Consider the following 14,626-nt stretch of genomic DNA (forward strand, 5'->3'; position numbering starts at 1 on the left):
CATCGACCGCCGAACCTACAAGGCCACCATCAGCCTCACGGTCCTCGCCGGACCAGCCTTGACGACCAGCCCGGATCCTTAACTACCCGGCATTGGCGCTAGGGCAGCTCTGGGAAAGCGGCGTCAGAATTCCGGCGCCGCTTTCGCCGCCTCGACCCCGGCCGGCGAGCCCTGCTCGCTTTGGGTCATCCTCGTCCTGCACTACGTCGAGAACCCAGCCTGCTCAAGATGAAAAAATTTCAGTAGAGCACTTGCCTGATCGAAACTCGATGCTTCTGACGGCTTGTGGCGCATATCTTGCGCAGTCGCGATAGATAGCGAAGGCTAGAGACTCGATTTTCCGTAGTCACGCCAGCCCTGGAGGGGCATGAGAAAAGACGGCGGCCCTCTTCGCATCGCTTGGCCCTTCTTGTCGATTGCGCTTGCACTGTCGTCCGGAGTCGCCCAGTTAGCAGTGAGCGGAATTGGCCAGCTAACACTAGGTGCAATTTTTGCCATATCACTGTCCCTTCCCCTTATCCATTTCGCTCACCGCCGCATAGTCGCCGGATTGATTGGAGCGCTTCGCGAAAGGGATATGCTTCGCGAGGCCTTGGACTATGTATTGGACTCCGCCGACGCTCCTTTCTCGGAGAAAATAGACCTGACCGTCCGCATCGGGCACTCCAGCAACGGGGACAGAGTTCGACATGAATTAGTAACTACCCCTACGAAGCCACTCAGGTACCGATCCTTCTACCCGGTTATTCCGGATAGCCGTAATGCCCCAAGCTTCGAGGACATGAGGTTCTCAGGCGAGATAATTCGGCCGGGAGACGCCAGCATCGAGATCCTGCCGGTCCGGAGGGATCGCTGGATTCGTGTAGTTGCCTTATTCCGGCCTGCAATCAAGAAATCATGCCATTGGGTTGTCAACTATTATTCCCCTGGCCTGTGGAATCCACTGCGTGAATCTGGGCGAGACTCACTTACCTGGAGAATGCGACGACATCCTCATTATACTGATAAGTCAGTAGCCGAGGTTACCATCAACTTCGTGCCCCCCGCTGATTCCGTCGTCTCGGTGAGCGAGCGAGGCGGAAGGGGAGTCGTGACATCCGCTTCCGATCTGGCGGGCTCAAATTATGCTACTTGGCAATTCCTCGACGCTAGAACGGGTGACACTTTTGTCTTCGATCTGCAACTCATGCCCGGCAGATAAGACCTAGGTGATGGTCTAGTCATACAGTTGCGCGACCGAATTCGAGCGTTGTGACGGACTGCGAAAATTCCTGGCCAATCCCAAGATTTTGTACACGACCGGAATGCGAAAGAAATGGCGCGATGTCATTCAACGGTGGTCGACCCAATCTTTGGCGGCCGGTTCTCGTACGGGGTGGACAGCACCACCGTGGTACGCGTCGTGACGTTGGCCGCGGTCCGGATGTCCTGCAACAGGCGTTCGAGATCGGCGGGACTCTTCACCCGTACCAGAAGCATGTAGAAATCTTCGCCGGCCACCGAATAGCACGAGTCGATCTCAGTGAGGTGGGCCAGCCGGTCCGGCGCGTCGTCGGGCTGGGACGGGTCGAACGGGCGGATCGCCACGAACGCGGTCAGCGGCAGGTCCAGCGCCTCGTAGGACACCTTCGCGGTGTAGCCGGCGATGACGCCGCGCTGTTCGAGGCGCCGGACCCGCTGGTGCACGGCGGAGACGCTGAGGCCCACCCGTTCGGCCAGGTCGGTGTAGGACAGCCGGCCGTCCGCGGTGAGCGCCGACACGATCGCCTGGTCGATCTCTTCCACGCCGGTAACCCTACGGGAGAGCGGTTCACCCGGAAGCACACCGGTGGCCCGGCCGCAGAGATGTCAGCCCAGAAGAGAGCGGGCGATCACCATTCGCTGGATCTGATTGGTCCCCTCGACGATCTGCAGCACCTTCGCCTCCCGGAACCAGCGCTCGACCGGGTGGTCGCTGACATAGCCGGATCCGCCGAGGACCTGCACCGCGTCGGTGGTGACCCGCATGGCGACGTCGGTGGCGAACAGTTTCGCTTTCGCCGCCTCGGTGGAGAACGGCCGGCCGGCGTCTTTCAGGCGGGCGGCGTTCAGCAGCAGCGCCCGGGCGGCCGAGATCTGGGTGCCCATGTCCGCGAGCATGAAGCCGAGGCCCTGGAAACGGCCGATCGGCCGGCCGAACTGCTCGCGCTCCCGCGCGTATCCGACCGCGTGGTCCAGCGCGCCCTGGGCGAGGCCGACCGCGCAGGCGGCGATGCCGAGCCGCCCGGCGTCGAGCGCTTTCATCGCGATGGCGAAGCCCTCGCCCTCCGCGCCGACCAGCCGGTCGCGCGGCACCCGAGCCTCCTCCAGCACGATCTGCGCGGGCGCCGATGACCGCAGGCCCATCAGCCGCTCCGGCTGCTGCGGCAGCAGGCCGGGGGTGGCGGCGTCGGCGAGCATGCAGGAGATGCCTTTCGGGCCGGGGCCTCCGGTGCGGCAGAACAGGTTGTAGAAGTCGGCCTGGCCACCGTGGGTGATCCAGGCTTTCGTCCCGTTCACCACGAAATGATCGCCGGAGAGGACCGCGCGGGTGGTCAGCGACGCGGCGTCGGACCCGCCCTGCGGCTCGGAGAGGGCGAACGCGCCGAGCATCTCCCCGCCGAGCATGTCGGGCAGCATCTTGCGCTGCTCCTCGGTGCCGAAGAAGGCGACCGGCAGGCAGGAGAGGGTGTGCACGCTCACCGCCTCGGCGATGCCCAGCCAGGTGCCGGCGAGGAGCTCCAGGACCTGGACATAGACCTCGTACGGCTGGCCGGCGCCGCCGCTCTCCTCCGGGTACGGCAGGCCGAGCAGCCCGGACCGGCCCAGGGTGCGCAACACCTCACGGGGGAACTCGCCGCGCGCCTCGAAGTCGTCGACCTTGCCGGCCAGCTCACGGGTGGCGAGCTCACGGGTCAGGTCGAGAAGGTCGTGCGCCTCGGGGGTGGGAAGCAGCCGATCCACAGTCATGGCGCCAGCTTAACGAACGTTCAGCCATCCCGGGAACCGGGCGTCACCAGGCCCGTCTCGTAGGCGAGCACCACCGCCTGCGCCCGGTCCCGCAGGTCGAGTTTCGCGAAGATCCGTGCCACGTGGGTCTTCACCGTCGCCTCGCTCAGCGTCAGCGCGGCGGCCAGCTCGGTGTTGGACAGGCCCTGCCCGAGCAGCGTCAGCACCTCCCGCTCGCGGGGCGTCAGCGCGGTGAGATCACGGTGCACGGCCGGGGTGTCGCCCGCGGCGGCGAACCGCTGCACCAGCCGGCGGGTGATCGACGGCGCGAGCAGCGCGTCACCGGTGCCGACCAGCCGCACCGCCGCGGCGAGGTGGTCGGCCGTGACGTCCTTGAGCAGGAAGCCGCTGGCGCCGAGGGCGAGCGCTGCGTACACATACCGATCCAGGTCGAACGTGGTCAGCATCAGCACCCGGCAGCCGGGGTTGCGGGCCAGGATCTGCCGTGTCGCCTCCAGCCCGTCCATGCCGGGCATCCGGATGTCCATCAGCACCACGTCGGGCCGCAGCCGCCGCTCGGCGTCGACCGCCTGCAGGCCGTCGGCGGCCTCGCCGGCCACCTCGATGCCGCGGGCGGTCAGAATCAGCCGGAACCCGGTGCGGATCAGCTCCTGATCGTCGACGATCAGCACTCTGGGCCCGCTCATGGCTCTGGGCCCGCTCATGGCTCTGGGCCCGCTCATGGCTCTGGGCTCACTCATGGCTCTGGGCTCACTCATGCGGGATCCTCGCCCGCACCCGGAATCCGCCGCCGAGACGACGCCGGGCGTCCAGGTCACCCCCGTAGACGGCCACCCTCTCGCGCAGCCCGAGCAGGCCACGGCCGGCGCCTTCCGCAGGCGGGTTGCCCTCCGCGCGCGCCGCACCGGTCAGGACGCTCGGGCCGGTTGTCAGCACCTCGACGCGCAGCGCGCGCTCCGCATAGCGGATCGTCACCTCGGCCTTGCCGCCGGAGCCGTGCCGCAGCGCGTTGGTCAGCGCCTCCTGCACGATCCGGTAGGCCGTCGCGGAGATCCCGCTCGGCAGCGGGCGCGCCGCACCGGAGATCCGCACCTCGACCGGCATGCCGGCGAACGCGATCCGGTCGACGAGCGGGCCGAGCGCGTCGAGGGTCGGCTGCGGCGTCAGGTCGTCGCTGCCCGCGGCCGGGTTCAGCACGCCCAGCAGGGTCCGCAGCTCGCTCATCGTGTCGCGCCCGGCCGTCTCCACCGCGGCCAGCGCGGTCAGCGCCTCGTCCGGCAGCGTGCGCAGCACCTCGCGCGCCGCCGCCGTCTGCACGATCATGACACTGACGTTGTGGCTCACGATGTCGTGCAGCTCGCGGGCGATCCGGGCGCGCTCGGCGTCGACGGCGGCCCGCGCCGCGCTCTCCCGCTCGCGCTCCAGCAGCCAGCCCCGCTCCCCCATCGCCGTCTCGTGACGCTGCCGGGCCCGGCGCAGCGCGATCGCGAGACCGGCAGCGACGAGCGCCGTGATCACCAGCCCCGCCACCACCATGCGCCCACCCTGTCAGACCGGCGCATCCCGCCACATCCGCCGGCGAGAGTATCCGCGCCTACATCGCCGGGATGACGCGGCGGCTGATTGCATCCCCGGGCCGATGATTTACGGGTACGAATTTTCGTAGCGTTCCCACCATGACCACAGACACCCCGGTGGTACGCCTCGACGGCGTCCGCAAGGAGTACGGCGACACGGTGGCGCTGGACGGCGTCACCCTCGAGATCCACAGCGGCGAGGCGGTGGCCGTGATGGGCCCGTCCGGCTGCGGCAAGTCCACCCTGCTCAACATGATCGCCGGGCTGGACCGGCCGACCGCCGGCCAGGTCAGCGTGCACGGCGAACGCCTCGAGGAGATGACCGAGACCAGGCTGGCGCTGTTCCGCCGCCACCACCTCGGCATGATCTTCCAGTTCTTCAACCTGCTCGACGACCTGTCCGCGCTGGACAACGTGGCCCTGGCCGCCCAGCTCACCGGGAGCTCGGCGGGCACCGCCCGGCGCCGCGCGCTGGAGCTGTTCGACGAGCTCGGGATCGCGGACCGCCGCAACGTCTACCCGGCCGCGCTCAGCGGCGGCGAACGCCAGCGGGTCGCGGTGGCCCGCGCCCTGATGAACCGCCCGGCGCTGCTGCTCGCCGACGAGCCGACCGGCGCCCTGGACAGCAGAGCCGGTGAGCAGGTCATGGACCTGCTGCTCGACCTCAATCAGATCGGGCAGACCCTGCTGATCGTCACGCACGACGAGCGCCTCGCGCATCGCTGCGCGAACCGCCTGATCGAGCTGGCCGACGGCCGGATCGCGGCCGAGTCCGCCCTGGACCGGGTATGACGGCCGTCTGGACCGCCGCCCGGGCCGCGGTGCGGCGGCGCCGGATGCAGACGTTCGTGATCTTCCTGGTCGTGCTGGCCTGCACCACCAGCGCCCTGGTCTCGCTGGCGCTGCTGGACGCGGCGAGCTCACCGTTCCAGCGGGCCTTCGAGTCGCAGCGCGGCGCCCACGCGGTCGTCACCTACGACCCGGCCCGCGTCACCGGCGCCCAGCTGACCGGCGCCACCACCGGGGTGCAGGCCGCGGCCGGACCCTTCGGCCAGGTGATCGTCGAGGCGAGCAACGACGTCGGCCCGGTCTTCGGGCAGCCGCTCACCGTGGTCGGGCGGGCCGATCCGGCCGGACCGGTCGACCGGGTCGACCTGTGGCACGGCCGCTGGCCGTCCGCCGCCGGCGAGATCGTGCTGAACGAGCCGCCGCTGACCGCCGAGGACTATCGCATGGGCCCGCTCGCCGGGATCACCGAGCTGGTCACGCCGGCCGCCACGCTGACGGTCGTCGGCTACGCGTTCACGATCAGCGGCTCGGCCGACGGCTGGGTGACGCCCGCCCAGGTGGCCGCGATGAAGCCGACCGGCACGCAGATGCTCTACCGCTTCACCGGCGACGTCGCCACCCGTGCGGCGCTGGGAGCGCGACTGTCCGGGGTGACCACGGGGCTCCCCGGCGACGCGCTGCTCGCCGCCCAGCCGTACCTGGTCAGGAAGGAGGAGGCGGCCGCCGGGCCCGGTGTCTACCTGCCGTTCCTCGGCACGTTCGGCGTGCTCGGGCTGCTCGTCGCGGTGATCATCGTCGGGAACGTGGTGAGCGGCGCGGTGATCTCCGGGTTCCGGCACATCGGCGTGCTGAAGGCGCTCGGGTTCACACCGCGCCAGGTCGTCGCCGTCTACCTGACGATGGTGTCGCTGCCGGCCGTCGCCGGGGCGGCGATCGGCACCGGGCTCGGCGTCGCGGCGGTGCGCCCGATGCTGACCGACACGTTCCGCGGGCTCGGCTTCGGTGAGGAGGCGGAGATCCGCTCCTGGGTCATCGGGGCGGCGCTTGCCGGCGTACCCATGATTGTCCTGATCGCGGCGCTGCTGCCCGCCTGGCGTGCCCACCGCCTCTCCGCCGCCGAGGCGATCAGCGCGGGAAGCGCGCCGCGGCGTGGCCGTGGCCTGCGTGTGCAGCGGGTGCTCGGCGGATCCGGGCTGCCCCGGTCGATCAGCCTCGGACTCGGCCTGCCGTTCGCCCGCCCGGCCCGGACCGCCCTCACCATGGCGTCGCTGCTGCTCGGCGTGGTGAGCGTGACGTTCGCGATCGGCCTGTCCGATTCCGTCATCCGGATCAGCGAGGTCGGGGCACGCGCCTCCGGCGAGATCGGCGTCCGGCCCTTCAACGGCGAGGAGCAGGCACCCAGCCGGCGGTCGGACACCGAGGTCGAGCAGATGCTGCGCGGCCTGCCGGGAACCGCCCGGGTCGGGGTCGCGGTGAACCGGAACCTGTCGGTCGCCGGTCAGAGCGAGCCTTTGCAGATCAATTTTGTACGGGGTGACATGGCCGCCATGGGCTACGCGGAACAACTCTACGAGGGCCACTGGATGACCGCCCCTGATCAGCTCGTTCTGCCGACCCAGCTGCTCAACGAACGCGGCCTGGCGATCGGTGAGAAGCTCACCGTGTCGCTGGACGGCGCCTGGACCACCTTCACCGTCGTCGGCGAGACGGTCCGGGGCCTGCCCGGCCCCGAAGGAGCGTTCGCCGCGTGGCGGAACTTCACCGGCCTCGACACGAACGCGTACTTCTACCAGGTGCAGACCGTCGCCGGGACCGACCTGACCGCGTACGCCGACGCGGTGACCGCTGCCGATCCCGGACTGGACGCCTGGAACAACACCGGCGGCGATTCGTTCTCCACCGCGATCACGGCCTTCTCCGGCGTGCTCGCGCTGATGCTGGCGACCGTGGCGGCGCTCGGCGTGCTCAACACGGTCGCGCTCAACGTCACCGAACGCCGCCGCGACCTGGGCATGCTCAAGTCGATCGGGATGACGCCCCGGCAGGTCGTCACGATGGTGGTGACGTCGATGGCGGCGCTCGGCGTGGTCGCCGGGGTGCTCGGCATCCCGCTCGGCCTGGTCGCGCACCGGTTCGTGGTGCCGCTCTCCGCGGACGCCGCGAAGATCCGCCTGCCGGAGTACGTGATGCAGGTCTGGGATCCGGTGACCCTCGGGCTGCTGCTGCTCAGCGGAGTGGCGATCGCGGTGGCCGGGGCGCTGCTGCCGGCCCGCGCCGCCGCGAGGCTGACGATCGCACGGGTGTTGCACAACGAATAGGGTGTTCGGCGTGACCTCACCGCTGCTGGCAGTCGACGCCCCGAGCCTGTACTTCCGGGCCTTCCACGGCATTCCCGAGAAGGCCGCGCAGACGCCGGCCGGCGAGCCGGTCAACGCGATCCGCGGCTTCCTCGACATGCTGGCCCAGCTCATCCGGACCCGCCGGCCGGACCGTCTCGTCTGCGCGCTCGACGCGGACTGGCGGCCGGCCTGGCGGGTCGAGCTGGTTCCGTCGTACAAGAAGCACCGGGTGGCGCACGGCGACGTCGAGGAGGTGCCGGCCTCGCTGGAACGGCAGGTCCCGGTGCTGCTCGAGGTCCTCGCCGCGATCGGCATCCCGGCGTTCGGGGTGAAGGGCTACGAGGCCGACGACGTGCTCGGCACCCTCGCCGCCGGCCAGCCCGCCCCGGTCGAGGTGGTCTCCGGCGACCGTGACCTGTTCCAGCTGGTCGACGACGCGCGCGGCACCCGCCTGCTCTACTGCGGCCGTGGCGTCGCGAAGCTGGAGGACGCCGACGAGGCCCTGGTGAGCGCGAAGTACGGGGTGCCCGCCCGGTGGTACGCGGACTTCGCGGCGATGCGCGGCGACCCGAGCGACGGCCTGCCCGGCGTGGCCGGGGTCGGCGAGAAGACCGCGGCCCGGCTCATCGAGCGGTACGGCGGCGTCGAGCAGATCCTGGCCGCCCTCGACGACCCGGCCTCGGGATTCGCGCCCGGCCTGCGGCTGAAACTCGACGCCGCACGGGACTACCTGGCCAAGGCGCTGCCGGTCTGCAAGGTGGCCCTCGACGTGCCGCTGCCCGACTTCGACCCGGCGCTGCCGGCCTCGCCCCGCGACGGTGACGCGCTGCTCGCGCTCGCCGAGCGGTGGAACCTGGCCGGCTCGGCCCGGCGCCTGGTGGACGCCCTGGCTGGCTGATCCCCCGGATTCCTCAAGTCCCGGCCCCTCCCCTCCGATACCCCTGTTCGGTAACCCCGCCGAACGATCGGAGTACGCATTGTCGACGCGAGCTGTCCGCGCGTGCTTCGCCGCCTGGGCCGTGGTGCTGACCGGGCTGTACTACGCGTTTCCGGACGCGCAGCTCTACACCTGGGCGGCGCTGGGCTACTCGTGCGCGGCGATGGTGCTGGTGGGTGTGCGCCTGCACCGACCGGCCCGGCGCCTGCCGTGGTACCTGATCAGCATTTCGCTGGTCCTGTTCACCACCGGCGACAGCCTGTACAACCTGGTGCTCGCGGTTGGTGGGGAGCCCGGCTTCCCCGGCCCGAACGATGTTCTCTACCTGCTGTTCTACCCGCTGCTCACCGCCGGTCTGCTGATCTTCGTGCGGGTCCGGTCGGGTGGCGGCGACAAGGCGGCGCTGCTCGACGCGCTGGTGCCCACTGTCGGCCTCGGGCTGCTCGCCTGGGTGTACTGGATCGCGCCGTTCGCCCGCTCGGCCGAGCTGACCACGCTGGAGAAGGTCGTCTCGATCGGTTACCCGCTCGGGGACGTGCTGGTGCTCGCCATGATCCTGCGGATGCTCACCGGCCACGGCAAGAAGCCCGGCGCGGTCAGCACGATCGGCGTGGCCATGGTGGGCCTGCTCGTCTCCGACATCTTCTACGGCCAGGACCAGCTCAACAGCGCGTGGGAGCTGGGCGGCCCGGTCGACCTCGGCTGGATCGTCTTCTACTCGTCGATGGGGTACGCGGCGCTGCGCCCGTCGATGCGCGAGCTCACCGAGCCGGCCGGGCAGAGCGCCGAGACCGGCATGGGCCGCCACCGGCTGTTCTGGCTCAGCGCCGCCGCACTGATCGCCCCGGCCGTGCTGGCCCTGGAATACGCGCAGGGCCGGGAGGTCGAGATCGCCCGTGGCGGCATCGTCGACGCGCCGGTGATCGCGGCCGCCGCTGCCGTCATGTTCCTGCTGGTCCTGGCCCGGGTCGCGGATCTCGCCGTGGCGCAGCGCCAGGCCGGCGCGCGGGAACGGGCGCTGCGGGAGGCCGGCGCCGCCCTGTTCGCCGCCGCCGACGAGCAGGATCTGGTGGTCGGTGTGAAGAGCGCCGTGGCCCGCCTGATGCCCGAGGACCAGCCGTACCACCTGCAGCTGGCGATGCCCCGGCCGGGTCGCGCCGAGGCCGTGGTGAGCTGGATGGCCGCCGGCGACCTGCCCGAGGATCTGAGCAGCGGCGGGTTCGCGAACGTGCTTCATTGCGCGCAGCCGCTGCCCGGCGACCGGCACGGCGTGATCGTGCTGGGCGCCCCGGACGCGGTGCTGCGGGCGTTGCGCGGCTCGGTGGAGACGCTCGGCGCGCAGATCGCGTCGGTGCTGGAGCGGATCGCGCTCACCCACGAGGTGAGCCGCCGGGACAGCGAGGCCTATTTCCGTACCCTGATCCAGAGCGCCGCCGACGTCATCATGATCCTCGACGAGGACGGGACCATCCGGTACGCGAGCCCGTCCGCCGGCACACTGTTCGGCAGCACCGACCCGACCGGCCGGATCTTCGCGGACCTGCTCACGCCGGACGCCCGGATCACGCTGTGGGACGCCCTCGCCCGCGTCGAGCACGGCGCCGGCGACCTGGCCGGGATCGCGCTCGCCGCGCTGCGCGGCGAGCGGCGGGTGGAGATCGAGTGCGATTCGCGCGATCTGCGTGACGACCCGACGGTACGGGGGATCGTGGTCACCCTGCGTGACGTGACCGAGCAGCGTCGCCTCGAGGACGACCTCACCCACCAGGCGTATCACGACTCGCTGACCGGCCTGGCCAACCGGGTGCTGTTCCGCAACCGTCTCGAGCAGGCGCACCTCGCCGCCGCTCAGGACGGCAGCACCCTCGCCATGCTCTTCCTCGACCTCGACGACTTCAAGGAGGTCAACGACACTCTCGGTCACGCGGTCGGCGACCAGTTGCTGATCGCGGTGGCGCAGCGGATCACCGCGACCATCGGGGCCGGCGGCACCGCGGCGCGGATGGGCGGCGACGAGTTCGCCGTGCTGGTCAAGCAGAGCCACAGCGCGGATGCCGCCGAGGACGTGGCCAGCCGCCTGGTGGCCGCGCTCGCCGCGCCGATCGAGCTGGCCGACGGCGAAGGCGGGGTGCACCTGGTCAACGGCGCCGCCAGCGTCGGCGTGGCCACCAACTCCGAGGCCGCCAACGCGACCGAGATGCTGCGTCACGCGGATCTCGCGCTGTACCTGGCCAAGGGCCTCGGCAAGGGCGGCTGGCAGCGGTACCAGAACGACCTGCACACCGCGATGGTGCAGCGCCTGGAGGTCCGTACCCAGCTGATCGAGGCGATCGAGGGCGAGCAGTTCGTCCTGCAGTACCAGCCGATCGTCGAGCTGGCCGATCAGCGGATCACCGGCGTGGAGGCGCTGGTCCGCTGGCAGCACCCGGTGCGCGGCCTGCTCGGGCCGTTCCACTTCGTCGAGGCCGCCGAGGAGAGCGGCGCGATCGTCGGGATCGGCACGTGGGTGCTGCGCGAGGCGCTGCGCCAGTTCGCCGAGTGGAAGGCGGAGGACCCGTCGAGCACGCTGCGCTACGTGAGCGTCAACGTGTCGCCGCGCCAGTTCCGCAGCCCCGACTTCGCCGACGTGGTCCGCCAGGCCCTCGCCGACACGGGCGCCCGTCCCGAGTGGCTGCTCCTGGAGATCACCGAGAGCCTGGTGCTCCGGGACGCCGACAAGGTCCTCGCCGATCTGAAGGCGCTGCGCGCCCTGGGGGTACGGGTGGCGATCGACGACTTCGGCACCGGGTACTCCTCGCTCAGTTACTTGCGGCAGATGCCGGTAGACGTGCTGAAACTGGACAAGTCGTTCATCGACGACATTCTGCACAGCCGGCAGCAGCACGCCCTGGTCGACACGATCATCACGCTCGCCGGCAACCTGGACCTGGCGGTCGTGGCCGAGGGCATCGAGGAGTCCGGCCAGCACGCCGCGCTCGACTCCATGGGCTGCCAGTACGGTCAGGGCTACCTGTTCGCCAAGCCGCTCTGGCCGGCCGACATCCCGGCGCGCACGCAGGTGGCGTCCCGCCTGGCCATCATGAGCTGAGTTGGCACGTATCCCACTTGTCTGCCGGATCGTTGACAGATCCGGCAGATAAGTGTGCGTTCCCGCGTGAGTGGCTGCCCGGATATCACTGGCGCGGCGGACCGGTAAGGGGCAGGGTCGCAAGAGTGCTGAAGAATCCCGTGTGGGCCGCCCTCGCCGGGCCGCAGGCCTGTTTCGCCGAGGCCGCCGGTGACGCCGCCCGCTATTCACCCGAGATCGCGCCCTTCGCCGCGCTGCGTGACCCCGCCGACCCGGCGGGGTGGCGCGACCTGGCCACGATCACCGATCACGCGGTCCTCACCGGCCCGTCGATCACCCCGCCGGCCGGCTGGGAGACCACCGAGGTCCTCGCCGGCGTGCAGATGATCGGCCAGAGCATGACCGGCGTCGACGACCCGGACGCGGTGGAGCTGACCGAGGCCGACGTGCCGGAGATGCTGGAGCTGGTGGCCCGCGCCCAACCCGGCCCGTTCCGCAAGCGCACCATCGACCTGGGCCGTTACCTCGGCATCCGGGACACCGGCGGCCGCCTCGTCGCGATGGCCGGCGAACGGTTCCGCCTGCCCGGCTGGACCGAGGTGAGCGCCGTCTGCACGGACCCGGAGTTCCGCGGCAAGGGCCTCGGCGCCCGCCTCACCCTCGCGGTGGCGGCCGGCATCCTGGCCCGGGGCGAGCTCCCGTTCCTGCACACGGTCCACGACAACGAGAACGCCATCCGGCTCTACGGGCGGCTCGGCTTCGAACACAGCGGCGACGTGGTCTTCGCCTCCTTCCGCCGCACCGCCACGGCCTGACACCCGCCTCCGGCCCGTCCCTTTCGTTCCGGGCCGGGGGCGCGACCTCCCTCAGGGGCGACGCAGAGCCCGGCGCCCTCCGAGCCGGGGGCCCTCTGAGCCCGGCGCCCCCCGAGCCCGGCGCCCCCCGAGCCCGGGGCGGCCTCCCTCAGGGGGCGACGCAGAACTCGTTGCCCTCCGGGTCGGCCATCACGATGTGGTGGCCGTCGACGACCGTGAGCACGCGGCCGCCCGCCGCGACGAGCTCGCCGGATTTCGCCACGACGCGCTCCCACTGGTCGTCCGACCTGCCCACCCGGATGTCGATGTGCAGCCGGTTCTTGGCAACCTTCGGCTCGGGCACCTCGAGCAGGCTCAGCCGCGGCCCGGCGCCGGCCGGATCCTCCAGCCAGGCCGCGCCGCCGTCACCCTCCCCCTCGCCGAACGACGCCACCCACTCGTCCCGCGTCGCGAACGGGGGCGGCGGCGGCTCGTCCACGTAACCGAGCGCCGATTTCCAGAACTCCGCCAACGAGACGGCATCCACACAGTCGAATGTCAGATCAACCCGTAGCCCCATGCCCGCATCGTGCCACTCCCCTACGACACTTCCCCGCCGCCAGCCGCAGCGGCTCGTCCCCGTGCCCGGTCGCGGCGCGCCTGTCGCCGCGCGGGCGCTGTCGGCGCGACCTTGGCGAAACGAGCGCCTGTCGCCGCGCGGGCGCTGTCGGCGCGGGCGCTCTCCGGACCCGCGCCGGGGCCGGCGGCGGGGCGCGCCGGGCCGGGGGCGTCAGGGGTGGTGGCGGCGGGACGGGTGTGGTGCGGTGGGGGACGGCTTTGCGCGTACCGGAAAGGGTTATAGCTGTCCGTGATTGGGCGGAAGGATGTCGGAGAGCTCATATGCGGCTATGTGCGCATACTTCCAATCCAGGGGGTCGTGCACGCTGTGCGTTCGCGCGTTGCGCCAGTGGCGGTCCAGGTCCCACTTGGCGGCCGCTGCGCTGGTGCCGCACATCGCGAAGAGCTCCGAGCCCGCGTCGACCGCGACCTCGCTGGCGAACGCCTTCGCCGCCGCTACCGTGAGTGATCCGCGGGTCGCCTCGTCGGCGGATGCCGGGATCAGGCCGATCTCGTCGAGGGTGCGTGCGGCCGAGTCCAGCAGCGCCTCCGCGGCCCGGACCCGGCTGGCCAGGCGCCCGTAGCGGTGCCGCACGTGCGGATCCTCCGCAGCACTGCCGTGACCTGCCCGGATGGCCTCCGTCGACGGACGGGCCGTGGACCGCAGATAGGTCCGTGCGTCGCGCAGCGCGGCCCCGGCGATCCCCGCCTCGATCGCGGTGTGCACCAGCTGCGCCCGCGCCCCGAGCTGCTGCGGCACCTCGTAGGCCGACGCGTAATCGACGACCAGCTCGACCGGGACATCACGGAACGTGGCCGTCCCGCTGATCGTCGCCCGCTGGCCGATCACGTCCCAATCGGTGTCCACGGTGACGCCGGGCGCGTCACGGGGCACGAACGCCAGCACCAGGCGGCCCTCCGGGGACAGCGCGCTGACCGCGATCCAGGCGCTGGTCAGCGCGCCAGTCGTGTAGTACTTCACGCCGGTCAGACGACCGTCCGTGATGGTGGTGCGCAGGTCCTGCGCATGCTTGCCGCCGCGCTCGGCGAGGGCGTTGCCGAGGCGCTTTCCGGCCAGGACGTCGGCGAAGAGGCGCTTGCGGGCGTCGGCGCCGCCGTGCACGGCCAGGATGTCGATCATGAGGTAGTGACCCTGCGGCACCTGGGCGATCGCCGGGTCGGCTGCCGCGAGGACGCGGGTGACCTCGGCGAGGGTGCGGGGGCCGAGGCCCGGACCGCCGTCCGCCGCCGGGATCGTGATGCCGAGCAGGCCGGACGCGTCGAGGGCGGCGAGCGCGTCGTGCGGGATCACCGCGGCGCCGTCGCGGTCGCGCTGGATCGCGCCGGGTTCGAGCTCGGCGGCGAGCCGGTGGGCGGCGGTGACCGCCTCGTCGTGGGTCAGCATGCGCCGATCCTATGCGGCAACCCGACTGCCCCCGAGGGCCTGCTCAAGTCGCCTCTGGCCGGAACCGATCAGCCCGGAACCGATCACCCGGAACCAATCATCCGGAACTGAT

Annotated in this window: 11 protein-coding genes; 5 read left to right on the forward strand and 6 right to left on the reverse strand. The window is 70.8% G+C overall.

What is annotated here, in order from left to right; all coding sequences use genetic code 11:
* Positions 1 to 1,326 precede the first annotated feature (1,326 nt).
* From AB0F72_RS26280 to AB0F72_RS26295, 4 genes are all read right to left on the reverse strand, one after another.
* On the reverse strand, positions 1,327 to 1,785 hold the full coding sequence (locus tag AB0F72_RS26280; RefSeq protein WP_360436113.1) for an Lrp/AsnC family transcriptional regulator: 459 nt from the start codon (positions 1,783 to 1,785) through the stop codon (positions 1,327 to 1,329).
* Between the two features lie 63 nt (positions 1,786 to 1,848).
* Entirely contained in the window at positions 1,849 to 2,988 is a 1,140-nt protein-coding gene (locus AB0F72_RS26285; RefSeq protein ID WP_360436115.1) for an acyl-CoA dehydrogenase family protein, read from the reverse strand.
* 20 nt (positions 2,989 to 3,008) lie between these two features.
* Positions 3,009 to 3,674, reverse strand: a complete 666-nt coding sequence (locus tag AB0F72_RS26290; protein WP_360436117.1) for a response regulator transcription factor — start codon at positions 3,672 to 3,674, stop codon at positions 3,009 to 3,011.
* A gap of 64 nt (positions 3,675 to 3,738) precedes the next feature.
* The gene (locus AB0F72_RS26295) at positions 3,739 to 4,524 is read right to left on the reverse strand and encodes a histidine kinase (RefSeq protein ID WP_360436119.1); all 786 of its coding nucleotides are present in this window, start codon (positions 4,522 to 4,524) and stop codon (positions 3,739 to 3,741) included.
* A 140-nt stretch (positions 4,525 to 4,664) separates the two neighbouring features.
* Between AB0F72_RS26295 and AB0F72_RS26300 the strand changes: the two genes are divergently transcribed.
* From AB0F72_RS26300 to AB0F72_RS26320, 5 genes are all read left to right on the forward strand, one after another.
* Positions 4,665 to 5,357, forward strand: a complete 693-nt coding sequence (locus AB0F72_RS26300) for an ABC transporter ATP-binding protein (RefSeq protein WP_360436121.1) — start codon at positions 4,665 to 4,667, stop codon at positions 5,355 to 5,357.
* Positions 5,354 to 7,672, forward strand: coding sequence for an FtsX-like permease family protein (locus AB0F72_RS26305; protein WP_360436123.1), 2,319 nt, complete (start codon positions 5,354 to 5,356; stop codon positions 7,670 to 7,672). The genes AB0F72_RS26300 and AB0F72_RS26305 overlap by 4 nt, the downstream gene beginning before the upstream one ends.
* Before the next feature lie 10 nt (positions 7,673 to 7,682).
* Positions 7,683 to 8,591 carry a 5'-3' exonuclease gene (locus AB0F72_RS26310; protein WP_360436125.1) on the forward strand — a complete coding sequence of 303 codons (909 nt, stop codon included), beginning with the start codon at positions 7,683 to 7,685 and terminating at the stop codon, positions 8,589 to 8,591.
* Positions 8,592 to 8,670: 79 nt separating this feature from the next.
* Positions 8,671 to 11,718, forward strand: a complete 3,048-nt coding sequence (locus tag AB0F72_RS26315; protein ID WP_360436127.1) for an EAL domain-containing protein — start codon at positions 8,671 to 8,673, stop codon at positions 11,716 to 11,718.
* A 125-nt stretch (positions 11,719 to 11,843) separates the two neighbouring features.
* A complete protein-coding gene (locus tag AB0F72_RS26320) occupies positions 11,844 to 12,512 on the forward strand; it encodes a GNAT family N-acetyltransferase (RefSeq protein ID WP_360436129.1) in 669 nt (222 codons plus the stop codon).
* Positions 12,513 to 12,660: 148 nt separating this feature from the next.
* Here AB0F72_RS26320 and AB0F72_RS26325 read toward each other — a convergent pair whose 3' ends face one another.
* Both AB0F72_RS26325 and AB0F72_RS26330 read right to left on the reverse strand, forming a co-directional pair.
* On the reverse strand, positions 12,661 to 13,071 hold the full coding sequence (locus AB0F72_RS26325; protein ID WP_360436131.1) for a VOC family protein: 411 nt from the start codon (positions 13,069 to 13,071) through the stop codon (positions 12,661 to 12,663).
* A gap of 276 nt (positions 13,072 to 13,347) precedes the next feature.
* Positions 13,348 to 14,514 (reverse strand): acyl-CoA dehydrogenase family protein, encoded by a 1,167-nt coding sequence (locus AB0F72_RS26330; protein WP_360436133.1) that lies wholly within the window; start codon positions 14,512 to 14,514, stop codon positions 13,348 to 13,350.
* Positions 14,515 to 14,626: the final 112 nt, after the last annotated feature.

It is taken from the genome of Actinoplanes sp. NPDC023936 (assembly GCF_040639325.1).
In the GTDB taxonomy this organism is placed as follows: Bacteria; Actinomycetota; Actinomycetes; order Mycobacteriales; family Micromonosporaceae; genus Actinoplanes.

Coding starts and splice junctions, on each gene's coding strand:
- AB0F72_RS26305 (WP_360436123.1), top strand. CDS start 5,354: ATGACGGCCGTCTGGACCGCCGCCCGGGCCGCGGTGCGGCGGCGCCGG.
- AB0F72_RS26325 (WP_360436131.1), bottom strand. CDS start 13,071: ATGGGGCTACGGGTTGATCTGACATTCGACTGTGTGGATGCCGTCTCG.
- AB0F72_RS26300 (WP_360436121.1), top strand. CDS start 4,665: ATGACCACAGACACCCCGGTGGTACGCCTCGACGGCGTCCGCAAGGAG.
- AB0F72_RS26295 (WP_360436119.1), bottom strand. CDS start 4,524: ATGGTGGTGGCGGGGCTGGTGATCACGGCGCTCGTCGCTGCCGGTCTC.
- AB0F72_RS26330 (WP_360436133.1), bottom strand. CDS start 14,514: ATGCTGACCCACGACGAGGCGGTCACCGCCGCCCACCGGCTCGCCGCC.
- AB0F72_RS26285 (WP_360436115.1), bottom strand. CDS start 2,988: ATGACTGTGGATCGGCTGCTTCCCACCCCCGAGGCGCACGACCTTCTC.
- AB0F72_RS26290 (WP_360436117.1), bottom strand. CDS start 3,674: ATGAGCGGGCCCAGAGTGCTGATCGTCGACGATCAGGAGCTGATCCGC.